The 25,511-nt window shown below is 43.2% G+C and carries 24 protein-coding genes and 3 tRNA genes; 9 read left to right on the top strand and 18 right to left on the bottom strand.

Going from position 1 to position 25,511, the window contains the following annotated elements; all coding sequences use genetic code 11:
* The first annotated feature begins 83 nt into the window (after positions 1–83).
* From SFV55_RS16390 to SFV55_RS16365, 6 genes are all read left to right on the top strand, one after another.
* Entirely contained in the window at positions 84–1,211 is a 1,128-nt protein-coding gene (locus SFV55_RS16390) for a lactonase family protein (RefSeq protein WP_320030605.1), read from the top strand.
* Positions 1,212–1,214: 3 nt separating this feature from the next.
* Positions 1,215–1,877, top strand: coding sequence for a UDP-N-acetylglucosamine pyrophosphorylase (locus SFV55_RS16385; protein WP_320030604.1), 663 nt, complete (start codon positions 1,215–1,217; stop codon positions 1,875–1,877).
* Between the two features lie 61 nt (positions 1,878–1,938).
* Positions 1,939–2,625 carry a rhomboid family intramembrane serine protease gene (locus SFV55_RS16380; RefSeq protein ID WP_320030603.1) on the top strand — a complete coding sequence of 229 codons (687 nt, stop codon included), beginning with the start codon at positions 1,939–1,941 and terminating at the stop codon, positions 2,623–2,625.
* Positions 2,626–2,683: 58 nt separating this feature from the next.
* Entirely contained in the window at positions 2,684–4,363 is a 1,680-nt protein-coding gene (gene ettA, locus SFV55_RS16375) for an energy-dependent translational throttle protein EttA (protein ID WP_320030602.1), read from the top strand.
* Positions 4,364–4,624: 261 nt separating this feature from the next.
* Positions 4,625–5,086 carry an Lrp/AsnC family transcriptional regulator gene (locus SFV55_RS16370; RefSeq protein ID WP_320030601.1) on the top strand — a complete coding sequence of 154 codons (462 nt, stop codon included), beginning with the start codon at positions 4,625–4,627 and terminating at the stop codon, positions 5,084–5,086.
* 122 nt (positions 5,087–5,208) lie between these two features.
* Positions 5,209–6,459: an OmpA family protein gene (locus tag SFV55_RS16365; protein ID WP_320030600.1), complete on the top strand. Its 1,251-nt coding sequence runs from the start codon at positions 5,209–5,211 to the stop codon at positions 6,457–6,459.
* A gap of 82 nt (positions 6,460–6,541) precedes the next feature.
* Here the strand turns inward: SFV55_RS16365 and SFV55_RS16360 are convergent, their stop codons facing one another.
* The 6 genes from SFV55_RS16360 to SFV55_RS16335 all read right to left on the bottom strand — a co-directional run bounded on the left by SFV55_RS16360 (position 6,542) and on the right by SFV55_RS16335 (position 11,987).
* Positions 6,542–8,449, bottom strand: coding sequence for a hypothetical protein (locus tag SFV55_RS16360; RefSeq protein WP_320030599.1), 1,908 nt, complete (start codon positions 8,447–8,449; stop codon positions 6,542–6,544).
* Positions 8,450–9,248: 799 nt separating this feature from the next.
* On the bottom strand, positions 9,249–9,659 hold the full coding sequence (locus SFV55_RS16355; protein WP_320030598.1) for a putative toxin-antitoxin system toxin component, PIN family: 411 nt from the start codon (positions 9,657–9,659) through the stop codon (positions 9,249–9,251).
* 15 nt (positions 9,660–9,674) lie between these two features.
* Positions 9,675–9,890, bottom strand: a complete 216-nt coding sequence (locus tag SFV55_RS16350; protein WP_320030597.1) for a hypothetical protein — start codon at positions 9,888–9,890, stop codon at positions 9,675–9,677.
* Positions 9,891–10,253: 363 nt separating this feature from the next.
* Positions 10,254–11,093, bottom strand: coding sequence for a hypothetical protein (locus tag SFV55_RS16345; protein ID WP_320030596.1), 840 nt, complete (start codon positions 11,091–11,093; stop codon positions 10,254–10,256).
* Positions 11,094–11,216: 123 nt separating this feature from the next.
* Positions 11,217–11,420, bottom strand: coding sequence for a hypothetical protein (locus SFV55_RS16340; protein ID WP_320030595.1), 204 nt, complete (start codon positions 11,418–11,420; stop codon positions 11,217–11,219).
* A 210-nt stretch (positions 11,421–11,630) separates the two neighbouring features.
* Positions 11,631–11,987 carry a helix-turn-helix domain-containing protein gene (locus tag SFV55_RS16335; protein ID WP_320030594.1) on the bottom strand — a complete coding sequence of 119 codons (357 nt, stop codon included), beginning with the start codon at positions 11,985–11,987 and terminating at the stop codon, positions 11,631–11,633.
* A gap of 689 nt (positions 11,988–12,676) precedes the next feature.
* On the opposite strand from SFV55_RS16335, the gene proB reads away from it, so the two are divergent.
* From proB to proC, 3 genes are all read left to right on the top strand, one after another.
* The gene (gene proB / locus SFV55_RS16330; RefSeq protein ID WP_320030593.1) at positions 12,677–13,744 is read left to right on the top strand and encodes a glutamate 5-kinase; all 1,068 of its coding nucleotides are present in this window, start codon (positions 12,677–12,679) and stop codon (positions 13,742–13,744) included.
* 514 nt (positions 13,745–14,258) lie between these two features.
* Positions 14,259–15,269 (top strand): hypothetical protein, encoded by a 1,011-nt coding sequence (locus SFV55_RS16325; protein WP_320030592.1) that lies wholly within the window; start codon positions 14,259–14,261, stop codon positions 15,267–15,269.
* A 21-nt stretch (positions 15,270–15,290) separates the two neighbouring features.
* Positions 15,291–16,094, top strand: a complete 804-nt coding sequence (gene proC / locus SFV55_RS16320) for a pyrroline-5-carboxylate reductase (RefSeq protein ID WP_320030591.1) — start codon at positions 15,291–15,293, stop codon at positions 16,092–16,094.
* 33 nt (positions 16,095–16,127) lie between these two features.
* Here proC and SFV55_RS16315 read toward each other — a convergent pair whose 3' ends face one another.
* The 12 genes from SFV55_RS16315 to SFV55_RS16260 form a co-directional block, all read right to left on the bottom strand.
* Entirely contained in the window at positions 16,128–17,345 is a 1,218-nt protein-coding gene (locus SFV55_RS16315) for a pentapeptide repeat-containing protein (protein WP_320030590.1), read from the bottom strand.
* A gap of 40 nt (positions 17,346–17,385) precedes the next feature.
* Positions 17,386–17,982: a hypothetical protein gene (locus SFV55_RS16310; protein WP_320030589.1), complete on the bottom strand. Its 597-nt coding sequence runs from the start codon at positions 17,980–17,982 to the stop codon at positions 17,386–17,388.
* Between the two features lie 177 nt (positions 17,983–18,159).
* Positions 18,160–19,281, bottom strand: a complete 1,122-nt coding sequence (locus tag SFV55_RS16305) for a hypothetical protein (protein ID WP_320030588.1) — start codon at positions 19,279–19,281, stop codon at positions 18,160–18,162.
* A 104-nt stretch (positions 19,282–19,385) separates the two neighbouring features.
* Positions 19,386–19,637 (bottom strand): S24 family peptidase, encoded by a 252-nt coding sequence (locus SFV55_RS16300; RefSeq protein ID WP_320030587.1) that lies wholly within the window; start codon positions 19,635–19,637, stop codon positions 19,386–19,388.
* 128 nt (positions 19,638–19,765) lie between these two features.
* A tRNA-Gln gene (locus tag SFV55_RS16295) sits at positions 19,766–19,837 on the bottom strand.
* Positions 19,838–19,853: 16 nt separating this feature from the next.
* Positions 19,854–19,925: transfer RNA gene (locus SFV55_RS16290), tRNA-Met, on the bottom strand.
* A 4-nt stretch (positions 19,926–19,929) separates the two neighbouring features.
* Positions 19,930–20,006: transfer RNA gene (locus tag SFV55_RS16285), tRNA-Ile, on the bottom strand.
* A gap of 979 nt (positions 20,007–20,985) precedes the next feature.
* Positions 20,986–21,819 carry a zinc-dependent peptidase gene (locus SFV55_RS16280; protein ID WP_320030586.1) on the bottom strand — a complete coding sequence of 278 codons (834 nt, stop codon included), beginning with the start codon at positions 21,817–21,819 and terminating at the stop codon, positions 20,986–20,988.
* A 13-nt stretch (positions 21,820–21,832) separates the two neighbouring features.
* Positions 21,833–22,756, bottom strand: a complete 924-nt coding sequence (locus SFV55_RS16275; protein WP_320030585.1) for a hypothetical protein — start codon at positions 22,754–22,756, stop codon at positions 21,833–21,835.
* A gap of 147 nt (positions 22,757–22,903) precedes the next feature.
* Positions 22,904–23,650: a ribonuclease III gene (gene rnc, locus SFV55_RS16270; RefSeq protein WP_320030584.1), complete on the bottom strand. Its 747-nt coding sequence runs from the start codon at positions 23,648–23,650 to the stop codon at positions 22,904–22,906.
* Positions 23,651–23,906: 256 nt separating this feature from the next.
* Entirely contained in the window at positions 23,907–25,166 is a 1,260-nt protein-coding gene (gene fabF, locus SFV55_RS16265) for a beta-ketoacyl-ACP synthase II (protein WP_413776715.1), read from the bottom strand.
* An 85-nt stretch (positions 25,167–25,251) separates the two neighbouring features.
* Entirely contained in the window at positions 25,252–25,488 is a 237-nt protein-coding gene (locus SFV55_RS16260; RefSeq protein ID WP_320030642.1) for an acyl carrier protein, read from the bottom strand.
* Positions 25,489–25,511 lie beyond the last annotated feature (23 nt).

The raw sequence follows: 25,511 nt of genomic DNA, 5'->3' as shown, positions 1-25,511 counted from the left end.
TACGCTTTTGGCCAAAAAACTTATAGGCATACTCCGCAGATTTTATCCTATACTTGCTGTACAAACAAAAAACGCTGCGCACTATGCTCAAATCCACCCTATTCTCCTTGTGTTTCTTCATGAGTTTGCATTTGCAGGCCCAAACGTATTATGTTTTTGTAGGGGCCTATGTCCCCAAAGCCCCTGATCAGGGGATCAATGTTTATGTGCTGGATACCCTGAGTGGCGAATTGAAGCACAAAAGCCTCTACCCTGACCTGGTCAACCCTTCTTACCTCAATTTGAGCCCGAATGGAAAAAATCTATACGCATGCACCGAAGCACGGGTACCCAAAGGCGGCAATGTGAGCAGCTTCACTTTTGATAGCCTCAGCGGCAAACTCACCTTCCTCAACAAGCAACCAAGTGGTGGCGAAAATCCGGTATATGTCAATGTCCACCGGAGTGGTAAATGGGTGGTGAATACCAATTATACCGAGGCCAGTGTAACCGCCTACAGCGTAAACGCTGACGGCAGCTTGAATCCTCCTGCCCAATTGTTTGAATACAAAGAGGGCAGCAAGGTGGTCAATGATCGGCAGGCGGCTGCACACACACACTCCTGTGTTTTTTCACCCAATTACGATCAATTGATTGTGCCGGATTTAGGAGCCGATAAAGTTCGGATGTATCGTTTTGACGCTCAAGCTCCCCAACCCCTGAGTGAGCTCGCCGGAGCCGCTTCGCCAGCAGGTAATGGGCCACGGCATTTCAGTTTTCATCCCAGTCAAAAATTCGCTTATTGTATTGAAGAATTGAGTGGTACTGTAAGTGCTTATCGGTATAAAAAAGGAAAACTGAGTTCCATCCAGAATATTTCAGCGCACCCCCAAGAGCTCCAATCTGGCTTTAGCGGTGCCGACATCCATACTTCTCCCGATGGCCGATTCCTCTATGTTTCGAATCGGGGCAACGAAAACAACCTGGTCATTTACGCCATCCACCGCAGCAAAGGGACTTTGACGAATGTGGGTTACCAGTCCACCCTGGGCAACCATCCCCGCAACTTCACGCTGGATCCAACGGGTAAGTTCCTCCTCGTCGCCAATATGAATAGCAACAGCATTGTGGTATTCAAACGGGATGTACAAAGCGGATTGTTGAGCAAAATGAGTGTAACCGAAGGTATCCCGAGTCCATCCTGCATTAAAGTCAGAAAATATTACAACTAAACCATGCACCCACTAACCGACCAATTGTTCGACCTACAACACAGCCTCGCTGCGCCCTTATTGGAAAAAGTGCATTACCCCTGGCACGCTTTGCCCTTGATTGGTGCGTACCTGCAGGAGTTGGCCACTCAGCTACCAAAGGATTACCTACAAATTGCCCCGCAGGTCTGGGTTGGAGAGGGCACGTACATTGAAAAAACCGCGCTGATCCAAGGCCCGGCCATCATTGGGCGCAATTGCCAGATTCGCCATGCCGCCTTCATTCGAGAACAAGTAATCATTGGCGATGAAGTGGTGGTGGGCAATTCTACGGAACTCAAAAATGCAATTCTGTTTGACGGAGTCCAGGTTCCCCACTTCAATTATGTGGGCGATTCTATCCTAGGGTATTGCGCTCACCTGGGCGCTGGGGCTATTTTGTCCAACTTCAAATCCACCGGAGATGAGATCAATGTGTACCTGGAAGGAAAAAAAATGGGCACTGGTCTGAATAAATTTGGTGCATTGCTGGGCAATCATGTGGAAATTGGATGTAATGCCGTTTTGTTTCCAGGAACGATTGTTGGGCCTGGTGCAGTGATTTATCCACTGTGCCCGGTGCGTGGGTTTATTGAAGCGGGTAGTACCTTGAAGAATGATGGGCGGGTTTATCCTCGGAAACAATAAAACATGAGTTGTACCTTTAGAGCAAATTTAGACATCTCCTAAAACGACAAAAATAACAATTATGCTTTTCCCAATTGGCGACGACAATGTTAAAGGTGGACATTACCCCATTGTCAGCTACACCTTCTTGGCATTGAACATATTGGTTTTTATCCTGGAAATGAATCAGGGTGAACAGCTCGGGCAGTTCATCATGAATTATGGGGCGATTCCCGCTGAAATTACGCAGGGACAACGCCTGTACACTCTTTTTACCAGTATGTTCCTGCACGGTAGCATCGGGCACATCGTGGGCAATATGCTCTTCCTCTGGATTTTTGCCGACAACATCGAGGCCGTAATCGGCAGTGTGCGCTTCCTGATTTTTTACCTGGCTGGCGGCCTGGTTGCCCATGCCGCGCATATTTTTTTCAATGTGGATAGTGGCATTCCTACCGTTGGGGCCAGTGGGGCCATCGCGGCGGTGATGGGCGCGTACATGATCATGTTCCCCCAATCGCGGGTGAAAGTCCTATTCCTGATTTTCCCATTCCGGGTTCCGGCCCTCTTGTTTCTGGGCTTCTGGATTTTTTCCCAATTCCAAAATGGCCTCGGTAGTTTTCAGATTGAAACCGCTGAAACGGACGGAATCGCCTACTGGGCGCATATCGGAGGATTTGTGTTTGGAGCAGTGCGGGGCTTTCCTTTTCGGAATGAATACATTCGGAGTTTGCAACGGGGCTATCGGGATGAGGATTTGGTGGGGTGAGGTATTTTTCCCTAAATTTTTCCCATCTTTACACTCCAAAAATTAACCACAACAAGCTATGGCAGGCGAAAAGATCATCTTTTCCATGGAAGGGGTCAGTAAAATCTTCCCCCCTACAAAACAAGTGTTGAAGAACATTTGGCTCTCCTTTTTTTATGGCGCTAAAATTGGCGTATTGGGTCTCAACGGTTCCGGTAAGTCGACCTTGCTGAAGCTGATCGCCGGACTCGATTCCAACTACCAGGGCCGCATCACCTTTGATGGCAACTACAAAATTGGCTATCTGGAGCAGGAACCCAGCCTGGACGAGTCTAAAACGGTGCGCCAAATCGTTGAAGAAGCCGTCAGCGAAGTCGTGACCAAAATGGCCGAGTACGAGGACATCAACCTCAAACTCGCCGAGCCCATGGACGACGACGAGATGATGCGCCTCATCGAACGCCAGGGTGAACTGATGGAATACCTCGACCACGCCAACGCCTGGGAGCTCGATCACAAGCTGGAGACTGCTATGGATGCCCTGCGTTGCCCCGAAGGAGACACGCCCATCAAGGTGCTTTCGGGTGGAGAACGCCGCCGGGTAGCCCTGTGCCGCCTGCTGCTGAGCAATCCCGACATCCTTTTGCTCGACGAACCGACCAACCACCTCGATGCAGAATCGGTAGACTGGTTGGAGCAATACCTGAAAAACTTCCCCGGTACGGTTATCGCCGTGACGCACGACCGTTACTTCCTGGACAACGTGGCGGGCTGGATTCTGGAACTCGACCGCGGCGAAGGTATTCCCTGGCAGGGCAATTACTCTTCCTGGTTGGAGCAAAAGGCCAAACGCCTGGAGCAGGAGGAAAAGTCCGAGTCCAAACGCCGCAAAACTTTGGAGCGCGAATTGGAATGGATTCGCTTAGCCCCCAAAGCTCGCCAGGCCAAGGGTAAGGCTCGTTTGAGTGCTTACGAAAAACTGGCCGACGAGGAAGTAAAAGAAAAAGAAGCCCGCCTGGAATTGTTCATCCCTCCCGGGCCACGCCTGGGCGACGTGGTGATCGATTTGCAAAATGTGAGCAAGTCTTTTGGCGACCGAATTTTGTTTGAAAACCTCAATTTATCCATCCCCAAAAACGCCGTAGTGGGCATCATCGGCCCCAACGGGGTAGGTAAATCTACTTTGTTCAAAATCATCATGGGCAAAGAGAAACCGGATGCTGGCGAGGTAACCATCGGGGAAACGGTGCAACTATCCTACGTGGATCAATCGCACGAGCAATTGCAAAACGCAGACAAAACGGTGTACGACGCCATCTCGGCAGGCAACGACAACATCACCGTAGGCAAAGCCGTGGTCAACTCCCGCGCCTACATCAGCCGCTTCAACTTCAGTGGCGACGCTCAACAAAAGAAACTCGGTATCCTTTCCGGCGGGGAACGCAACCGCGTACACCTGGCCATGACCCTGCGCGAAGGAGGGAACGTACTGCTGCTGGACGAACCGACCAACGACATCGACATCAATACGCTCCGGGCGCTGGAGGATGGTTTGGACAACTTTGCAGGCTGCGTGCTGGTGATCAGTCACGACCGCTGGTTCATCGACCGGCTGGCAACGCATATCTTGTCTTTTGAGGGCGACTCTACGGTGGAGTTCTTTGAAGGAAACTACTCGGACTTTGAGCGTTTGAAAAAGGAACGGCTGGGAGACGTGACGCCGAGAAGGCCGAAGTTTAAAAATGTGATTAATCGGTAGTTTAAAATTTGAGAAAATCTGGCGATTTTCTTGTTTTTTTTGAGTTGAGAGTTAAGAATACATGACTTATGAGTTTTGAAGTAAAGGTAGAATTACGAATTTTGAAGTAGGCTACCGCAGTGACTTAGGCATAGCCTTGGTCAAAATCGCTGCGGTAGCCCACTTCAAAACTCATAAGTCATGTATTCTTAACTCGTCACTCAAAAAAGCTTTTTACCAACATAATCACCAGATAATTAATCAAGCTCAAGCCTATTCCCTATGCACGACCTGCCCTACCTCGATGAACACGACCGCCAAATCCTCAAGGCGCTTGAGCAGGATGGCCGCCGGGCCTACGCCCAAATTGCCCTGGACCTGGGCATCTCCAACACCATGGTACACCAACGGGTAGCCCGCCTCAAAGACCTGGGCGTGCTGAAACAGGTGAGCATCATTTTGGATGAAAAAAAACTGGGCTTTGAATGGAGTGCCTTCACGGGATTGGTGTTGCGGGATGATTCCGATTCCCAACAGATCATCGAGGAACTGAAAAAAATCCCGGAAGTGACGGAGTGTTATTACATCACTGGAAGCTATGCGCTGTACATCCGCATTGTAGCCAGAAGTAGCGAACACATGCGGAAGTTGTTGTATGAAAAGATAGACCACATTAAAGGAGTGATCAAAACAGAGTCACTGGTGGATTTTGGGAGTGCGTTTAAACGGAATGTGCCGATATGACCGGGAACTAGACCGTCGTTTTTTTTGTATTAAAAGCAGGAGATATTTTTTTACCCAAACACAAAAAAAATATTCATATATTTATATTTACAAAACACATTCAATAACTAAACACAGCTTTCATGAAACCGAATCCTGTTAAAGCTTTCGGCAAGCTTGCTTGCTTGAGCCTGCTCCTTTCTTTTGTTGCTTTCCACTTATTCGCTCAAACCGAAAATCTTTCCGCGAATCTTGTCCAGAATCCTAGCTTTGAAACTTCAAATGATGGCCTGGCCTTAAACTTGCGCAATGTAATCAATCGGGCTCAGCATTGGAGTGATCCTACTGCCGGAGGTTCTTTGCTGTACACAACCAGTGGCCAGCAAATTTACGACCCAAATGGTGGCAGCTGGCCGTTTACGGCCCACAGCGGGCAAAATGTGGCGGGGATCAACGTTTATGGCGGCGGCGACTATCCTACCCGAGAGTACATCCAAGGCGCCCTTAATGCACCCTTGACCGTTGGCAAAACCTATACTTTTTCCTTTTGGGTGCATTACCACTGTGAAGGCGCCAACAACATCGGGATTGCCTTTTTGGAAAAACCGATCAGTACCACCAAAAGAGGGGAAATTCTGGCCCTGACTCCGGTTGCGTACCAAGAAGAGGTGTGCAAATACAAAAAAGGCCGATGGGAGCAGGTGGAAGGCAAATTCGTTGCCGTAAAGCCTTATCAACATTTTGTCATTGGTAATTTCTTTTCGGATGCCGATACAAAAGTAGAGTCGCGGGTGTACAACCACTATTTTGCTTACATCGACGATGTGGAAGTACTGCTGGACGAAAAGGCCAATGCAGCTCCCATCACGATTTCAGATGACGAAAAGAAAAAATGGGATAAAAACGACGTTGCGGTTAAAGAGCTTGCGGTGGCCAAAGAACCAGAGCCGGAAGTGGAAGACAAAACAGCTAAAGCCCCAGAACCGGTTCAAACTCCTGCTCCAAAACCTGAGCCTGTACCCATGGTGGTAGCTCCAACGCCCAAAGTGCTATCGGAACTGAACATTACTAAAGTGACCTTTGCATTGGGCTCTTCAGTCATCATTCCAGAAAGCCAAAGCGCATTGGAAGAGTTGGCAACACAACTGAAGGCATTTCCGAATACCGTGGTTGAACTGGCGGGCTACACTTGCAGTGATGGTGAAAACAAGTTCAATCAGGAACTATCCCTAAAAAGAGCCCAAGCGGTGAGCGCTTTTCTTTTGTCCAAAGGGGTGAATAGTACGCAACTCGTTGTAGTGGGTTTTGGCGAAGAGAAGCCACTGGTGCCGAATGATTCGGAGGCGAATAAACGCTTGAATCGTCGGGTGGAGTTGAGTGTTTTGGCGAAGTGAGGGGAGGGGGATTTCGTGGGGTGAGGCTACTTCAAAAGTTGATGGTGTAGCCTTGCTCTTGAACACTCTCGAATTTGTTGACTCATATTTCTAAGGAATTGATAAAGTCAAGCAAAGCGTCTGAAATTCTATTGCGTTCAACCGAATAATTCTCGAAAGTCAAGGTTCCTTTTCTGTAATCTTTCATCAGGGAACTGTATCTGCTTTGCAATAAAACTGCTTCTTTGACTCTAGATTCCATAAATTGTTTACAATAGTTTGTAGATTCCTTGAGCGAAGTTTCCAAATCTCCCTGCGCAATCATTTGTGTCCAGGCGATCTTTAAGGATGTTAAGTCTGTGGCCTCTATTGTCTGATCTGGGGTTGCGTGAAATAAAGTTTTCTTAATTTCAAACCAAATGTAGGCCGCATCCAACTTACTCTCGATAAATTGAAAGAGGTTATTGATAAAAAGATATCGCTCTTTGTTGTACTCCTCCGAAACAGTAAGCGCATCCTTTATTAAACCTTCCAACACTTCATCAAAAAACAGCACTTCGATGCAAAAATTGTTGGAATAAGGAATAGCGGTAGCGTCAAAAATGAATTCCATTTCAGCACAACCAGCCACTTCTGCTCTGGCGACCCACAAGTACGGAGGCAAAAATCCAGTCAATAATCTAGCCTTTTGTTCTTGGTTGTAGCTGTTTTCAGCATTGACCACATCCCGGCGATACTCGTTGGTTGGAGTAAGGTAAATGTCCCAAATGAAATGTTGATCAGTGTCAATTAGTTCTTTAAAAATAGATTCAAAATAGAGGGTTTGTTGGTAAATGTCTTCAAAAGTGGGCCGAATATCTTTGGACAATGGTACGATGATGCTGTATACCTCGCTTTCGTATCGTTCGACTTTAGCTGTTGGATCTTTTAATCGGATGGTTTTTACTTTGCTGCCATCGTCCAATAAGTTAAGTCGGGAAAATGGGCCTACCTGGTCATCGTGTGCGTACAAGGTCTTGATTTGATCGGCATAAACGATGGGCTGATCCAAATGTCTGGTCCAGGTGGCTTTTTGCAGGTTTACGGCGCGGTAACCCGTAAGTGTAATCAGATGCTTGCCTCCGTCATTAAACTCCAAACCAAGTAATATGGGCAATCCCATTTTGAGGTACGCGTAAATAAATTTCCGGGTGAAGGTTTTGTCTTTAACTTCCGCCTTAGCTTTGGGTTTTACATTGTGTTCCAAGCTGCCGTTCATCGTACGCAACTCTGCCTTTAACCCCAATTGTTCAATCACTCCACAGATCTGATGCAAATCCATACCAATGCCTGGCAAGGCTCCTGGTTGGTTGTGTGCGGTATATTTGGCCAGGGTGTTAATGGCCACAGGCCGGAGGATACCCACATTAAACATAGTGTGCAAGCGATGAATGGCACTCCATAACGCGACCGTGGAGCACGCACTTAAAATTCCATCCTGCTCCATAAATGCCAGTGAATTGAGCTGGATGCTGCGACCCAATAGATGTATGGTATAAGGGCGGATTGCCGTAAATCTTCGATCGGCACTGGTGCTGGAAGGATAAGGCGACAAAAGAACCGGGCCCAGTCTGGACTTGGGCAGTGGTTTTACGGTTACAAAACCTTGGTAGCTGTCCCACAGCCTTTTCGTGTTGGGATCTTCTGGATCAGCAATGAGTTCTTCAATGGCCGTAAATGAACGGGAAAAAAAATGGACGCGTTTGCAAAACTTGGAATAATCCTGTGAGCTAAAAATAAATTCGGCGGCTAAATCACTCAGGTAAGTATGGCTGATGTACTTGTGCTCAATGAGAATGGTTTTTGCTTTAAAACTTGGCCTATTCTGGTATTTCAAATGTTCGAACAAAAAAATGAAATGGTATTTACCTTTTTTGATGTATTCAATAGAGGTATGCTCGTTCGAAAGCGCCTTTGCGAGGTTATCCTCAGAGAAGTTCAATACTTCAAAGAGGTCAGTGGAATTCCCCATACTTGTTTTCAGTGCTGAACGTCAAAAGGTTGGTTCAATGTAGACGGGTTGTTTTTTTTGAACTTCTGAATTTTTTCAGCGTCTTTTTTGGTCTTAGTCCGATTTTTCCAAAACTCTTCATTGTGAGTAGGATTCTGCTTCACTTTGGCATCACTAAATGGTGATTTTTTATCTGTGCTCTCCGGCATAAGAATTAACTTTTACGAAATTTTCTTTACAATAAATTTACAAAAAATAAACTTAACAGCAAATTTAAATAAAAAAACAATAATATGCAATTTTCCGCGTGAAATTTATCGCAAAAATAGTACAGATTATCAAGCAATTAGAAGTGATTATTTGGTGGAGGGGCCTGTTTGCTTTGGGAGTGGAGGCCAGGCTACATTTGCGCCATTCAATTGCCGAAGATGAAAGAAAGTAGGGTTGATCTTGCGGGTGGATTTTGGAACTGTCTTTAAGCGGAATGTGCAGATATGGCTAACCAGGCAGGATAGATGAGGGCCTTATAATGATCTGGATTTCAATGAAAAAGAACGGGGCGTGAAAAAACTTGGAAAAATCTAAGGACGATCAGGCTTAAAACTTGAGTGGATTTGTTGGTTGATGGTCTGATTTGCTGGACAAGGTAGGGGATTTTTGGGAAAGTTGTATTGCTGGGTGGGTCAAAAATGCCGGATTGTAGAGACGCACGGCCGTGCGTCTTATATGGTGCATGGCTCCGATTTTGGGATCTATTCAAATCCAGGCAATTTTCCAGACGCTGTCTGGAAAATTGGGTATTTGATAAAAAACTGCCGCATCAAATATACCCTAAAATTACACGAAACTCATCCAGGCTTACTACTTTAACCGTAGGAAAGGGTACTTTTTTCAGCGCATTAAAATGGCGGTCATTGGTCACTAAATAGTTTGCATTTGCGGAGATGGCTAAATCAGCAAATTTATTGTCGTCCGGGTCTTCATGAATTAGCCCCCAGTGTAAAAAAGGCTCACTAAAGGTCACATTTGAGGCAATGGCCAGGATATTCAGGACCAGCTCTGCCGTAAGTGGAGAGTAAAATTGGCCAATTTGCTCTTCATATTCCAACAAAATCTCGTTGCTAATGACCCACTCAAATGCTTTTTCGGAAAACGCCTGATACAACCAATATTCAGGGTTTTTCCTGGGTATGGACGCTATCAGGCAGTTGGTATCAATGATGACTTTCAATTGTGGGTGGTCTTTCTATTGATTGGAAAGAATCTTATCGTAATCTTCTCTGGTAATGTTTTTCTCTTCTATTACCCGATCCAGTTCTTTTTGTAAGGCATTGTTGTAATAGTCAAGCAAGATATGTTGAATAGCATCTAGGTCTTGAGTAGAAACTGGTCGACTAAACAGGCGCAAAAGCATCAATTGAACATCATTGAGTGGCTGGGTGGCAGCAGCTTGTTCAAGCATGATTCGTTCTTTTTTGATTGCAAGTTAAATAAACCCAAAGTAACAATCAACCCGTTTCCCGTTTTTAGAGTTGACAAGCTAGTAACTCCACAAAATGCGTCCAACTCAAATGGTGCGGAAGCTCCGCACTAATTGGGAAAACGGTATAAAACCAGGGTAAAGCAAATAGGGGCCTTGGATTAGGGTTGACTTTTTGATGTTGATGAGGAAGGCGAGGTGAGGTTATGCGGTTCGAATGTAGTCACTTAAAACTTGTAATAATGAGGCTGATTCGAGATGCTTTTCTTCTGAAACCGATTTTTTGTCTCATTCATCTCAAATCAGCCTCATTTTTGCCTGAAGCAACAATATTTAAATATGCTTTTAAAGATCGACTGCAGCCATGGCTACGATTTTCCAGCCATTGCGCCTTTCCAGGATACGCATTTCTCGGGTTTTGCCAAACAGGCTTCCGTCTGCATTGAAGGTCTCCTGAGTATAAGTTACCCATGCAGTGCTAGCGCTGACATGGGCATCATAATCGGAAGTTTTATAAGTTTGCCCGGTAGGTTTAGCCGTTTTTTTGTACTGCTCGGTGAATGCTCTCAGGTTGTCACCTTTGAAATAATTAGAGCCAGCAAGTTGTTTTAGATTGCTTTGCATGCGCTCGACATAATTCACCGACAAGTCCCATTGCTGCATAAGCAAGTCAAAGTTTCCAGCATGATAGGCTTTAGTTTCAGTTTCAATAACAGTGCGTACCAAGTTCTGTTCAAAGGGATTGCCCGAATAATCCCAAAGCGCAATTAATCCTGCGATCTTCCAAAGTCCATTGATCTTTTCTAGCATTCTGGTTTCCTTAGAGGGAACGTTTTCCTTCCCATACAAATACTGATCATAGGTCACCAGGCAAGCTTCAGGAGTGTAAAATTTGAAAGAGAAATTTTCGTTAATGGGATTCACACTCCTTGGATTGGTGTTAAAAGCCGTTTCATTGCGTTTTTTGATGGCATCAATTCCAAAATCGACTTCATAACCGGAGCGGGTATTCCATCCTCGGAAAGTTTTGTTGGATTCAACAAAATATCCATTGACATTTTTTGAAGCGTAGGCATCGATCGTTTCCTGACGCAACATCTTTTTTATGGCTTCTTCGTCTGGATTTTGTGCAAAGACAATGAAGGCAGATAGGGAAAGCAAAATGGTTGCTAATGGTTTTTTCATGTTTTTAGCATTTTATGGATTAGTTAGACTTCTCTTGAAAAGTTAAAGTTTATGATCCTTTCAATAACCCTAAATCCAGTTCTAAGCCCTCCAATACATCTTCAGCACTTTGTACTCTACATTTTATTTTACCACATAACTATCATAATCTGGCTCATCATCACTGTACGCGTGCGCCAAATTGTTCAATGCAACCGCGTTCCAGAAAAGGGTTTCTTCGGTATCCTGGATGTCCAACAGCTTTTGAATGCTGCGAATAATCCACTCCTCGTCGGTTTCCTGTAGTTTCTGGATGATTTTGGCTTTGATGGCTGGTAGGTTGACCATTCTAAAATTTGGTTTGACTATGCTAATAAAAATATAAAGCTACGAGTTTTTTTAATGGGGAGCAAGTGCGGCAATGTACCCGCTAGTTCACATCTTCCCTTTCTATGGTGGGTTGGTCCAATTTAACCCAGATTCACCAGCGAAGACTTTATGCGCACGGCGTGCGCACAATTATGCTGACCATAATTTCAGAGCAAAGCAAGCACCCATTTAAACATCCTCTAACCCAGGAAATCGATCTTTATTTCGTTCCCACCAGCCACTTTTGGCCTCCCTGGCCAATTCATCAATTTGTTCTTGAGTGGCCTGGCTGTTTTTGATGGCTTGTTCAAAACACTCGCGTTGCTTCTGCTTGTATTCTTCCATTAATGGACTGCTGAATTGCATTTTGATGTTGAGGACCTGGAGTATCTTCAACAAGGTATCCATCCGAATGGTCTCCTTGCCATGCTCCAGGTCATACACCGCAGTTTTGCCCACTCCAGCCAATAAGGCGCAAGCTTCGCGGGATAAACTGGCTCGTTTGCGGTGAAACAAAATTAGCTCGCCCAATTGAGTGGTGTTCATTTTTTACTGCTTTGACGGTAAAAATAGGAGGGAAAATGGTGGGATGCAAGGAGGGGAGGGATTTTGGGGTGGGATTTGCTGCTTGGGCGGTAAAAAATGGGTTGAAATGGCGTACCAAACGGATCACATCATCGCCAAATACTCCGTACTGCATGAAAATCAACAGCTTTTTGCTACGAAATAGCTGCCTTATTTACAGACGGAAGTGGAACTGGTGGCGGAGATTGGACAGGAAAAATTGATAATTAGGAGGGGGCGTTTGATGAAGTGTGGGCTTTGATGTAGAAACTTTAGACTAGCGGTAGGGAAGAACTGGCGGGAAAGAATGTCAATACCTAGTAAGTTGGATAAAGACTTTTTGCTAAGCTTTGAAACCTAAGAATAATTTTATAAATATTTTGAGCCCTATTGATTTTAAGTGGAGAAACCCATATTTTCGTATAGAGTCTGATTTTCAATGTAGATTTTGGGGGTGTTTATAACATCTAAAATTGCTATATCAGATGTTTTGGATATGGAGCCACCCAAAATCTGTCTCCCCTATTAACCTAGAAAAGATTAGACGATTTTGGCAAATTTTCTACTTGTTTCAGTTGTAGTTAAGGGGAAGTGAATAGTACGATCTCGTTTTGTTAAATCAAATTAATTATCTCTTTTTTAATACCTTATGATTTATTAAAAAAAGCTTTATGAAAAGAATTGCAATAAAAATAGGAACAAATGTACTGTCTTTAACGAATGGTAAACTTGACATGGACAGTATTGCTCGTCTTGTAGCACAGGTTGCATATTTAAAACAAGTTGGTAAAGAAATCATAATCGTTACTTCAGGGGCTGTTGGCGCAGGGAAAGGGGTACTATCCTTGCCTCAAAATTTAGATAAAGTAACCCAACGGCAAGTATTATCAGCAGTAGGACAACCACATTTAATGAAAGTGTATATTGATTTATTTAGGGAATATAATCTTCATTGTGCACAAGTATTAACAACTAAAGAAGACTTTAGAGATCGACGCCACTATATAAACATGAAGAATTGTTTTTTAGCCTTACTTCGAGACAAAATCATCCCCATAGTAAATGAAAACGATGTCGTTTCTATTGGAGAACTTATGTTCACTGATAATGACGAGTTAGCTGGCATGATGGCATCTATGATTGGTGCTGATACATTAATATACTTAAGTAGTGTTGATGGAATATACAATAGTTTGCCCGAGCAAGCTATAGGCAAAGTAATATCTAAAATAAATGTTGATGATTATCAAATTTCAAATTTCATTACATCAGAAAAATCTTCATTTGGTAGAGGCGGGATGATGACTAAATATCGTTTTGCTTGCAAATCCGCAAAAGTGGGGATAGATACGTATATTGCCAATGGAAAAACACCTAATATTATCACAGATGTTGTTTCCGGAATAGAAGTAGGGACCCGATTCATTGCTAGTAACCCTCTTAAAAGCTCAAAAAAATGGGTTGCTTGGCAAAATCGAAATTTCAAAGGTTCTATTACCATAAATCAAGGAGCTGTGGATGCGATAACCAATTCTGTATGCAGCTTACTACCTGTAGGGATTATTGAAGTGTCCGGTGAGTTTGAGAAAGGTGATTTGCTTGCTATTATTAATGAGCAAAAAGAAACAATAGGAATTGGAGTTGCTATGTATAATTACTTGATAGCCCGTTCTAACATGGGAAAAAAAAGGGCAAAAGCATTAATCCATTACGACTACTTGTATATAGGGCCCTTATAACATGAACCCCTTCATTATCTTAGCTTAGCCATCACTTTATCTTTTTGCTTTGACCGATTACCTCGCTTTCTGTCAAGATAAGTTTGACTACGTGTGCCCAGGACTTTACTTTTCTGGCAAACACTATGACGCTTTTAAGTGTCTATCAGTTCTTCTTTTCATCCTATACTTGCCCCTATTGGTAAATCTAACCTTCTGGCAAAATTTCATGATCGATGTTAGTTCCGCAAACATTTTTTTGAGTCATTTATTTTATTGCTCTAATTCGTCGACCCTGAGAAAGTCAGGATTGACTAATTCTTGAAGCCAGTTTTTGATTTTATCTTGTTGAATAGTTTTCGTCGCGCTTAGCCAGAAAGTGACACATCAGTCTTAACTCTCCTGTTTAAAATGAAATATACCTTCACAAAAAAGCATTTGGAATTTGCATATTTGGATTAAAATTTGTAAGTTAGCTGTGTTAAAAAGATTATGCATCTTGTTTATTATACATAGACATATTAACTAAAAAATTATGAGTACAATTCGAAGAAACCAAGATAGAGTGCAATACTTATTGGTACTTACAAGTATTGCTTTAGGTATTGCAGTGTTTTGCATTTATGCGATAGTATCTTATAGTGTAAAGCAAGAAAATTTAGTGGCATCTTTTTTTCAAGAGCTACTTCCGGATATATTTTCCACATTGCTTAGTGTTGTAATAGTATATTTTGTATTAACAAGAAAAGGAATAAATTCGGATGAATCATTTTTGATTTTAATGGAGTCAAATCTAAAACTTCAAGAGGAAATAAAAGCAACTAAAGAAAAACTTGTGGCAATAGAAAAAATTCATAGTTTGTTATTGGGAGTAGATTCTAGATTTAAAGTTTTATTTAAATACTTATTGTCAGCAGAACCTTTTTCACAAAATATGATTACATTCATTATGGATCGGTTCATTTCTCAAATCGAACCTTTTCAGTATGGATTCACGTTAAAAGAAGAGGCAGTGTCCCTTCAGTCATATATCTTCTTTTGGCAATGCTTGTCTGAGATGCAAAGGGTTAAAAAAGAAGCAGGTCACCAAAACATTATTGCAAGAATTGTGCACTCCAGCTCTATACATATTTGGACAAATGAACATGATAAATATAAAGAATTGTCTCTTGAAATCTACAGTTGGCAGGCTGAATTCATCAGAAATGGAGGTGCAATAGTAAGAATTCTTATCGGCCAAAATGATGTTGTTGATGAAGATTACCAGAAAGCTATTAATGAAATGGAGGAAATAGGTATTGAAGTCAAATACCTGCCAAAATCGCCAAAAGTACGGCTCCAATATGATTTTTTATTATTGCACGACGAGAAATTCATTGTAAAATGGAAATCAAATCAGGGCAATGCAATTGCTGAGTGCGAATACTATGACAGATTAGATGAAAGTGTGGCGAGAAAGTGGCAAGAGTTATTTTTTGAGCTTGACAAGCGTAATAAACCTATTATTTCAATCCCAAAGGAAAGGCAATTTTTGTATGAAATTTAATTTTTATCAAAAACGCTAGCTATGAATATCTTAATAATTGGTGGTGGTAATATGGGCATGACTTTTGCGAAAGCATTTATTAACTCGCATGTTGTTACTGCCGAACAACTAATGATGTTAGAAAAAGATAAAGGAGATAGAATTTTACAGTTGAAGAGTAAAAATATTGCAAGAATTTATTCTGACCCTGCTCAATGTGTACCCGAAGCAGATCTAATTATCTTGGCTGTTAAACCTCAAGATGCTCAAACCCTATTTGAACAAATTGCAGATTATGTAGATAATGGACAGGTTATTCTCAGTATAATGGCAGGTGTGAAAATTAAATCGATACAACAAAGTATTAAGGTTGCTAAGATAATCAGGGCTATGCCAAATCTTCCTGCACAAATAGGCCAAGGCATGACAGCTTTTGTTGCAACTGAAGAAGTTTCGAGGTTTGAACAGGGTGCTATTCAAAATCTATTAGCAACTACTGGAAAAACTTTAAATGTAGATAGAGAAGAACTAATTGATGTTGTAACTGCAATTTCAGGATCTGGACCCGCATATATATATTATTTTATGGATTCAATGATTAATGGTGCAATTGAGATGGGAATAAAAAAATCAGAAGCAGAATTATTGGTTTTGCATACATTCTTAGGGGCCTTAAGCTTGTATCAAGCGCATAGTTATAGCTGTAATGATTGGATTCAAAAGGTTGCTTCAAAAGGAGGTACTACTGAGGCTGCAATTAAAACATTTAATGACTCAAATTTGCATTCCATTATTATTCTCGGTGTAAAAGCGGCCTTAAAAAGAGCTATTGAGTTGGGAGAATGACATCTTACTTTGTTTCGATTGATAATCAAAATATTAATCTGAAAACAATGGGTTTTTAAAAAGCCGAGGATACGTTTTTTTCAAGCTGATTATATCAAGATTGCTTGGTAACTTACTTTCAAATAAGGAATTTACACAGCAAAGTTGGTCACTAGTAAGAATTGCCCCTTCTAAATCAGCCCATGTAAAACTGACTCCTTCCAAGTTTGCAGAAACCAAAATTGCGTCTCTCAAAATAGCCCTTCTCAAAATAGCCCCTTTAAGCTCAGCTCCACTTAAATTAGCCCCACTTAAATTAGCTCCGGTCATTTGCGTCCAAAATAGATTAGCTCCCATTAAATTAACTCCTATTAAATTAGCTTCAAATAGAATAGCTTCCCTCAAATCAGCCCCTTCAAAAGTCGCTTTTGCATATATATGTTTTAAAGAAGTTGTATCTAACGGTAACCTCGTAATTGTAAGTAACAACTGTCCTCTTTCTGGACTAAGCGGTTCATTAATTAATATTTCCCCATCCATAAACCGATAAGGCTTGAGTGCATGACTCAACGCTGCAATCTGCCCAATCAAAGACTGACTGATCGAAAACTTCGTACTATCCGTAACTATCTTTCCATGCTTGCTCATTTCCGCCTTCTGTTCCTTTATCTCATCATCCACCTTATCAAAAATATTACTCATCAACATCACCAAAGCCCCCCGCCGACTAGCCTCCTCCAGCGACATCTGGTTTTTGATCAACTGGTTCTGATTCTGTAACAACTCATTCTGATTCACCAACAACAAGGTCCCTGTCAATCCCCCTAACGACACAAAAATCCCCAATATCCAATTCCACCACCAATTCCGCAGCCGCCCCCACACGAACCAATTCCCCAGCCGCAGCACCAGCCCCTTGGCATTTTCACGCTGCTCTTCTGTGGCATTCTCCATGACCTTGTCAATGACTCCATCACTTAACTCGCTGGCGATGTTTTGCGCTTCAGCAATGAGGTCGGGAGAGTCGGCCATCTTGGAGCCAAAAATAAGCCGGGTTAGGTAGGTTTTGAAGCCCCAAACCAGAATGAAGGTAAGCACAACTACTCCGAAAAAGACTAGTGATACATACAGCAATATGCCAGTGATCTGGCCTAAATAGCCTTGGTAAATGAGTACTCCGGCAATGCCAAGGAGGATGCCGACTAAAGCGCCAAAGATGATTTGAGGCATTGTAGACCGAGAAACTGGTTTAGAGGTGTTTTCTGTTGCCATGAGCCAACCTTTATGAACACATGTTGTTTAAATTAATGTATTATTTCTTTGTTATTTCTGTTTGAATAAATAATAGTAATTCTTCATGAGTTTTATTGTATTCTTTTATTTCATTGTAAAGGTCTTCTCTTTTGGCTGAATCACCAACCCCGCGTATTTGTTTCTCAGGTAAAGATTCTTTCATCTCTTTACCTATTCTATCCAAAATTTCTATTAATCGATTTACTGCACTTTGATAATCAGCCTTTTTGTCAAACAAGAAACCAAAATCTCCAAAACTCCTAACCTTTGTAATTAATTCGTCTAAATCCTTTTTTGTAGTGTTTCTGTCCAGTATTGTTAGCTTTTCTTTCACATCGACATATAAGTCAAACCTAAATTGGTTTAGTGCCATACGATTATCTTGTTCGGAAACAAAAATCGTCAAGTACCCTAATACAATCAAATTTACAATTGACAACAACGGATTCAAAACACCCCCCATGTAATCTCCAAACACCCCCCAATCTCCTGGGCTGTCAGAGAGCTTGTAACCTCTAAAATTGCACCAGTAAATCACAGTAGGAATCGTTAAAATACAAAAGCTAACAAATGCTAAAATGACAATCAGTTTTCGAGCTTTTAATTTACGAGCCATAGGTCCATCTTTTGAAAAAATTTAAAGGTATGATTTTCTTACTTACCCTCATTCTCGGCTTCCTGTACTCTTTGCGTCCGTGCTGCCTGATTGAAAGTGGACAAAAGCACATTGATAGATTTGAGCAGAAAGGAAATTTAAATAGATTTCCTGAGTTTGTTTTCTTTTTTTTTGAAATTAAAAAGGCAAGTCATCATCAGAAAAAAAGAACTCTCCTTCATAGAAAAAATAGTCTTTAAGCATTTTTTTTACTACTCTTTTAACTTTAGAATTTTCATTAAGAAAGTTGACAACATATATGTTATCACAAATAAAGATTCTAAGCTTTTGCTCTATTTGTTCATAAACTACTATTAGTTCACTAATGCCAGCCAGCACAGCAAGCTCTTTAGGAAGGTAGGATTTTATGCTACTAATAAAAGCATTTGAATTTTTTGATAACTTATAATCTAGTTTTTTCCAATCTTTTACTAAATTGCTTTTAAATGCCTCCCGCAACTGAGAAAAAAAGTTGAAATCCCACTCAAATAAATAGTCGTAGCTCTTAAGGATTTCTTCAAAATGTGTGAATTTTATAAAATGAACTCGATAAAAATCGTCTTTGGAGTTGACAATAAATCTGTTAAGATACTTTATGTCTTGTATTTCTGAACACTCAATTTCATTGTTACCTTGGAAATGTATTTTGACGAAGTCTGTATCAGCAACAGAAAGCAGATGAAAAGAATAATGAGCAGAGTATTGAACTCTATTGTTCAAACTCTTTATCTCATAAGAAAGGGCTTTAATCAGTGAACTAACTGATGAATATATAGGCTTGTCATTCTGGGCAGTAGCTCCATTTTTTTTCATTTCTTGAAATGCAAACAAATAGTCATTTAATTCAAAAACGGAGCTTAATTTGTCATCTTTTTCTATACTGTCAAGCAAATTCCCTCTCCATTTTGAGTTGTCAAACATGTATCTTAATTCATCATTATTACTCCAATTGTATAAAGGGTAATATTCCAGGTTAGGGTCGTTTTTATTTATACTTTTAGTCAAAAATGCCCAATTATTATCCTCAGATTTTTTAGAACTTATTAAAAGTGTAGTATAATATCTAACGTCAGCTATTTCTTTCACACGGTAGGCAATGATATCAATCTCTCTCATTTCATTAGAAATATCATCAATATAATACCTATTATTGATTACACTCCATTTATGATCTAAGAGTATTCTAGATATTTGATATTCAAGTACATATCCAGTTTTTTTAATGTTATCAGCATACTTCTGAAGGTCTATCTTGTCCATTACAAATAGCTATTTTTCGTATTTTGTGAACCATCAACAAGGATGTTTCTTTTTGAGTTCCTTATTTGTCTCGTCTTGAAACGCTTCATTTACAAAAGTTCCCTTCACACCTTCCTCATCACCCAAATCACCTTCCACTCAACCCCTTCCCCTTTAGCTTTCCTCAATTTCCGTTCCCCATCTTCCTCACATACCGCCATTTCTCCAGGTTTTGGCTTCCGCTTTGTATCCATCATCACTATATCACCCCGTCTGATACCTTCTTTCTTCATCCTATTGGTCCCTACTTCCATAAATAGGGTCTCTAAAGAAATCAAGCTCTCATAAAAGAGTGTTTGGGCTGATGTTTTGTTCATGTAGCCACAATTCTCAGCACAACAACCCAGTCCAACAAAATAAAAGAAAAAATTGCAATAAGTCAAAACAAAAAGCCCTATTCTGCTGCAATTAGCACAGAATAAGGCTTTTTCTTCAAACAAATCAGCTAACCAGGCAGGATTCGAACCTACATCCCCTGATTCAAAATCAGATATCCTCACCATTGGACGACTGGTCAAAAAAACTCAAAATAGACGCGCAGAGGAGATTCGAACTCCTAACTTGGGATCATGAGTCCCACGTACTAACCCTTATACTACCGCGCAAGGTTGGTCTTGATGGAAAGACTTGAACTTCCAGCCCCTGACGTATCAGGTCAGTGCTCTAACCAATTGAGCTACATCAAGAAATGGTAATAGATTGGAAAATGGATCGCCACTGCTTCACTTCAGCGGCGTGGGCCTGAGCGAAGGGACGACTAGCGTTGTCGTTGTTGAATCTGGATGCGAATGTTGTGAAGAATCATCATTTTTAAAGGTTATGCTCCAATAACCATGAGGGATGAGGAAGAGTTCCCGAGGGGGAATTTTTTTTTTACGCGTTGTCTTCCTCTTATCGCCGATCAGTTGCGATAATCCGGAAATACATTTAACTCGGGTACTTTAAATAAAACAGCGGACATATAGGGGTATCATCGGCTAGATTTTGAGAAAGCCTTGGCGGAGTTGAATATTCCGATTTAGCATTTTTAGAAAAGAACTCACATTACGCAGGTTTAAACCACAGAGTTTCACAGAGTTCCTTTTAGTTTTAAAGAGTTTGCCACCTGCGGTGGCGAGCGTTCGGGTACTACTGAAATTTGATTTTTTCATACCAGTTGCTGTTCAATGCGGCCTCTGAGCACCCTTTGCCATCGCAGATGGCCTAACTCAAAAACTCTGTGAAACTCTGCGGGCACTCTGCGAAACTCTGCGGTTTAAAAACCTGAGATTAAATAGAATAAAGTTATACACCTTAGTTGCGCCTTATCAGAATCAAACTTGCGTAATACGAGTTAATAATAGGCTCTACTCCGCCGCTCGTTTTTCACCATCTAAGGAACACCTCAGGGGCATTGCCTTCTAAGATGTCCCTTAGATGTCTTAGATGGTTCAATTTAAAATGACTATTTCAAGCCGCAGGCGTGATCAAAATCCGTTCTAACCCGCCCCAATCCGGGTCATCCGTTCTCCCATCAATGTCGCTTTTGCCCCCTGATGCGAAGCATCCCCCCTCAGTGTGCAGCACCCAGGCGTCGTGTCGTCGTACCGTCGAGTCGTCGTGGTAAAAAAAATTTGGCGAAGCCAAATCCCAAGCATCGTGGTCGTAAAAAAATCCGTGGCGGTCCTACCCCCGCTTCCCCTCCAACTGAAAAATCCCCTCCAATTCCCCATACAGCTCCGGCAGCACCGCCTTAAAGGGCTGCGGAAAATGGAAATAATGCACAATCGTAGCCGAGAGCAACTCCACATCGGGCCGATTGATCCACTGCTGAATCGCCTGAGCAGGGAAACCACTGATTTGCGGAAAAGCCAACCAACGTTGAGGGTCATCCGCTGGCCAATTGAGCTGGGGAAAACTGAGCACAAAAGCCCGCGCCCACTCGTGCAGGGCCACATCGTAATACTCCCGGGGGCTCATAAAACCCTTCATCAGGTGGGGGGCCGAAAACAACAAGACCCCATCCTCCTCAAACAACTCCGAAGCGTGAATGTAATGAGGATATTGTGGCGAATGAAAAGCCTGGGCAAACACCACCACCGTTTCAAATTTGGGCAGCAAAAATTCCGGCAAATGAAAAGTCAGTGGCACTGCGCTGGCTGCCACCGCTACTTTTAAGTCTTCGCTGACCGCAGTATCCGCATCCGGGCTTTTAAAATCTGTGGCAATTTTAAATAGGGCTACCCGCTGATGAAACAATTGGCGGTCTTCTTCCTTTTGCAATTGCCGGTAAAAAAAGCTGTGCTGCTCAAAAAAAGCCCGCAGTTTATCCGGTAGCGTTGGCGGACTGCGTTGGTACCACCACCAGTCGATTTGGGGCGAAAAAATATACAAAATGACCAAAACCACCACACAGGGTATCACATAACTTGCATAAGCAGGGTCCACCATCAGGGCCAGATAAAAGCTAATGGCCATGGCGATAAAAAAAGGCAGAGAAAGCATTCGACTAAACGGCATAGTGGTATGTGGTTTAAAGCTTGGTCACCGCAGCTGACTGAATCAAAGAGAGCGGGTTGAGCACCAGCCCATCCCATTCCGCAAAAAAGGCAATCGGCTCTCCGCCGCTCAAGGCCAACAGTTTCCAGTTTTTTTCCTCCTGATGGTTCAGTGGGAGGTAATGGCGCTGCTGGTCGATGGCGTAAAAGCGCTGCTCCTGCAAAATAACGCCAAAATCACTCAGGATAAATGGGCTGAGTGATAAAAAAGGGTTCTGGCTCAGGGCTTGCGCATAGTTTTGGGCCAAATCGGCCACACTACTCAAACCTGTAAGGCCTGCAAAGGGCTCAATGGAAAACCCAAACTCCCCGACTACTGCCCGCAGCGGGTTGATGCCCGGGAAAAAATGCATATCCGCTTCAAAAGCCGCTCCGATGATCCATTCCTGTTCGTAGGGCGCATCCCGAAAGGCAAAATCCAGCACTAGGGCAGGTTTTTGCAATTTTTCGGCCCAAAACCAGGTGCGCCGCCAACGCAAATCTTCTTCCACCCCAAAATTTTGCCCCAATACCAGCCAACGATCGTGAATGGGCTCCTGCTGCAGCAAGTCCGCCTTCCGGATGGTCCGCCCGCCGTACAGCAGCAGCTCTTCCTGCATCGCTGGAGGCAAGGTTTCCAATTTTTCGAATGCTTGGGCAAAGAGGTAAAAATCGGCGAGTTCGTTGAAAAACAAATCGGGCCATTGGGGCTCGTTGCGGCGCTCGCGCAGGAGGCGAATGCGGCGGGAAATAGCCCCCAGTTTGGCATCGGTCATGCGGGCAGCGATGCTGTCCCAGGTGGAGTGCGGCTGGCTCTGGAGGTGCCCGAATCCCTGGCGTATCGCGTCCAATACCCAGAGCTGGAGCTCTTTGGCTCCGAGGGACATGGCTTCGATGCGTTTATCCAGGGGTGATTTCATGGGTAGGAGTTGAGGGAGGTTGAGGAGGTTGAGATGGTTGAGGGAGGTTTAGGCTGCCGCAGCAACTTAGACAATGTCCTTGTCAAAAAGGCTGCGGCAGCCTAAACCTTCCTCAACCTCCCTAAACCTTCTCAACCCCAAAAGCCATCAATCATCGTCTTCTTCCTCAATCAAAATGCCCAACGCAATCATGGCTTTTTCCGAAGCCATTTGTTCGGCGCTTTTTTTGTTGAAGTCGTCGGCGGTGGCGACCCGTTTGTTGTTGATCATCACAGCCACCTTGAAGCGATCGCGTTTTTCGAATTTATAACGAGCCAGCAGTTTGTAGGTTACACTTTTGCCACTTTTTTGGCACCACTCCAGCAGTTGGCTCTTGTAGTTGTCGTCGAGGCGCTCCAGTTCGTGGATGTTCACGTACTTGCGCAGCATGTGGTTGATCACGAAGGTTTTGGTTGGTCCATATCCCCGATCGAGGTAAACGGCGCCCACCAGGGCCTCCACTGCATTGCCGAGCATGGAGCGGCTCAGGCGGGTGGTGTTGTACTCCGCGAGGAGGAGTTCTAGCTCCATTTTGTCACCAATGCGGTTGAGCGATTTGCGCTTCACCAGTTTGGAGCGCATTTTGGTGAGAAAACCTTCGTTGCTGTCCGGGTATTTTTTGAAGAGGTATTCGGCCACGATGGTCCCCAAAACTGCGTCGCCGAGGTATTCCAGGCGTTCGTTGTTTTGCATCGGGAATGCTTTGTCGCCCGAGTTGCTGGTCGACTTATGCGAAAAGGCCAACTTGAAAATACCCAAATTCGCTGGCGTGTAACCCAACAGAGGCTTGAGTTTACGGGCGAATTCTTTATCCGAAGACAGGTAATAGTTATAAAATTTGAATAAAAGACGCAAGGCCGTTTAGTTATGAGTGTAAACAATGCCGCCCTGCAAAAAATCCATTTTTTGCAGGGTGATGACTATAAATAAATACAGAAACGGCCTGTAAATAGTGAAGAGAAAGAAGCAAACTACCGAAAGTGAACAGCAAAATTGTTGCTGTAACAAATCAAACTTAGCCATTTAGAAGGTACAAAATGGCTGAGTTTGAGCGCATATCGCTGGGGCATTGAGTAGTTTTCTTTCTTTTCTACAAAAAACCATTACAGTCCTATTCTGTGAACTGCTTGAAAATCAAAGATGAATTATGGCCACCAAAGCCAAATGTATTGCTGAGTACCGCCCGCACTTTGCGTTCCTGGGCCTGGTTAAAGGTCAGGTTCAAGCGGCTGTCGATTTCCGGATCGTCGGTAAAGTGATTGATTGTTGGAGGAATGAATTGGCTGTTGAGTGCCAAAATTCCAGCAATAGCCTCAATGGCCCCGGCTGCCCCCAACAAGTGACCAGTCATGGATTTGGTCGAGCTGATGTTGAGTTTGTAGGCGTGTTCGCCAAATACGCCCTGAATTGCCTTGGTTTCGGCAATATCACCCAATGGCGTTGAAGTGCCGTGTACGTTGACGTAATCAATTTCGTCGGCATTCATTTTGGCATCGTCCAGAGCCATGCGCATCACGTTTTGGGCACCCAAACCCTCGGGGTGAGGAGCAGTGATGTGATAGGCGTCGGCAGTTGCACCTGCACCTACAATTTCTGCGTATATTTTTGCACCGCGTTTTTTAGCGTGCTCGTATTCTTCAAGAATCAAGGCGCCTCCACCTTCACCCAGTACAAAGCCATCGCGGTCTTTGTCGAAGGGGCGGGAAGCCGTTTTGTAGTCGTCATTGCGGGTCGACAAGGCCTTCATGGCGTTGAAACCACCAATACCTGCCTTGGTTACCGCAGCTTCTGAACCACCAGTTACAATCACGTCATTGCGGCCCAAACGTATGTAGTCGAAGGCATTCATGATGGCGTGAGTAGCGGAGGCACAAGCCGATACGGTAGCATAATTGATGCCCCTAAACCCGTACTTGATGGAAATGTGCCCTGCTGCAATGTCCGCAATCATCTTGGGAATCATGAAGGGATTGTAGCGTGGGATTCCATTGCCAGAAGTAAAGGTTTCAATTTCTTCTTCCAGAGAGCGCAAACCACCAATCCCCGAGCCCCAAATGACTCCTACGCGGTCACAATCCAACTGCTCCAATTGAGCAGCTAAACCGGAATCCTGCATGGCTTCTTCGGCCGTAACGAGGGCGAATTGAGTAAAACGGTCAAGACGACGCACCTCTTTTTTGTCTATCGCAACTTCTGGATCGAAGTTTTTAACTTCGCAGGCGAAATGAGTTTTGAACTCCGTTGGATCAAATAAAGTGATCCGATCGGCACCACTCACTCCGTTCTGTAAACCTTCCTGGTAAGCCAGCAGGGTATTGCCAATGGGGGTAGCTGCGCCCAAGCCGGTTACAACAACTCTTCTCATATACAGTATAGATTAGCAGAAACAAGAGTACGCTTATAAAAAATCCACAGGCTAAAAAATCAACCTGTGGATTTTTTTCCGAACACGAATCTTACTTCGCGTTGGCCTCAAGGTAGGTAATGGCATCACCTACTGTTTTAATGTTCTCCGCTTCTGCGTCTGGGATGGAGATATCGAACTGTTTCTCGAATTCCATGATCAGCTCAACGGTGTCCAGAGAGTCCGCACCCAAATCGGTTGTGAAGCTCGCTTCAGGGGTAACTTCTGAATCCGTAATTCCCAGCTTCTCAACGATGATTTTGGTTACTTTTTCTGCAATGCTTGACATGTTAGAAAGCTTTATTGATTTAT

The organism is Haliscomenobacter sp. (genome assembly GCF_033763495.1).
GTDB lineage: Bacteria > Bacteroidota > Bacteroidia > Chitinophagales > Saprospiraceae > Haliscomenobacter.
Note: the sequence above shows the minus strand (reverse complement) of the source record. Positions and strands in the feature narration are given on the sequence as shown.

Coding starts and splice junctions, on each gene's coding strand:
- SFV55_RS16390 (WP_320030605.1), top strand. CDS start 84: ATGCTCAAATCCACCCTATTCTCCTTGTGTTTCTTCATGAGTTTGCAT.
- SFV55_RS16385 (WP_320030604.1), top strand. CDS start 1,215: ATGCACCCACTAACCGACCAATTGTTCGACCTACAACACAGCCTCGCT.
- SFV55_RS16380 (WP_320030603.1), top strand. CDS start 1,939: ATGCTTTTCCCAATTGGCGACGACAATGTTAAAGGTGGACATTACCCC.
- ettA (WP_320030602.1), top strand. CDS start 2,684: ATGGCAGGCGAAAAGATCATCTTTTCCATGGAAGGGGTCAGTAAAATC.
- SFV55_RS16370 (WP_320030601.1), top strand. CDS start 4,625: ATGCACGACCTGCCCTACCTCGATGAACACGACCGCCAAATCCTCAAG.
- SFV55_RS16365 (WP_320030600.1), top strand. CDS start 5,209: ATGAAACCGAATCCTGTTAAAGCTTTCGGCAAGCTTGCTTGCTTGAGC.
- SFV55_RS16360 (WP_320030599.1), bottom strand. CDS start 8,449: ATGGGGAATTCCACTGACCTCTTTGAAGTATTGAACTTCTCTGAGGAT.
- SFV55_RS16350 (WP_320030597.1), bottom strand. CDS start 9,890: ATGCTTGAACAAGCTGCTGCCACCCAGCCACTCAATGATGTTCAATTG.
- SFV55_RS16345 (WP_320030596.1), bottom strand. CDS start 11,093: ATGAAAAAACCATTAGCAACCATTTTGCTTTCCCTATCTGCCTTCATT.
- SFV55_RS16340 (WP_320030595.1), bottom strand. CDS start 11,420: ATGGTCAACCTACCAGCCATCAAAGCCAAAATCATCCAGAAACTACAG.
- SFV55_RS16335 (WP_320030594.1), bottom strand. CDS start 11,987: ATGAACACCACTCAATTGGGCGAGCTAATTTTGTTTCACCGCAAACGA.
- proB (WP_320030593.1), top strand. CDS start 12,677: ATGAAAAGAATTGCAATAAAAATAGGAACAAATGTACTGTCTTTAACG.
- SFV55_RS16325 (WP_320030592.1), top strand. CDS start 14,259: ATGAGTACAATTCGAAGAAACCAAGATAGAGTGCAATACTTATTGGTA.
- proC (WP_320030591.1), top strand. CDS start 15,291: ATGAATATCTTAATAATTGGTGGTGGTAATATGGGCATGACTTTTGCG.
- SFV55_RS16315 (WP_320030590.1), bottom strand. CDS start 17,345: ATGGCAACAGAAAACACCTCTAAACCAGTTTCTCGGTCTACAATGCCT.
- SFV55_RS16310 (WP_320030589.1), bottom strand. CDS start 17,982: ATGGCTCGTAAATTAAAAGCTCGAAAACTGATTGTCATTTTAGCATTT.
- SFV55_RS16305 (WP_320030588.1), bottom strand. CDS start 19,281: ATGGACAAGATAGACCTTCAGAAGTATGCTGATAACATTAAAAAAACT.
- SFV55_RS16300 (WP_320030587.1), bottom strand. CDS start 19,637: ATGAACAAAACATCAGCCCAAACACTCTTTTATGAGAGCTTGATTTCT.
- SFV55_RS16280 (WP_320030586.1), bottom strand. CDS start 21,819: ATGCCGTTTAGTCGAATGCTTTCTCTGCCTTTTTTTATCGCCATGGCC.
- SFV55_RS16275 (WP_320030585.1), bottom strand. CDS start 22,756: ATGAAATCACCCCTGGATAAACGCATCGAAGCCATGTCCCTCGGAGCC.
- SFV55_RS16260 (WP_320030642.1), bottom strand. CDS start 25,488: ATGTCAAGCATTGCAGAAAAAGTAACCAAAATCATCGTTGAGAAGCTG.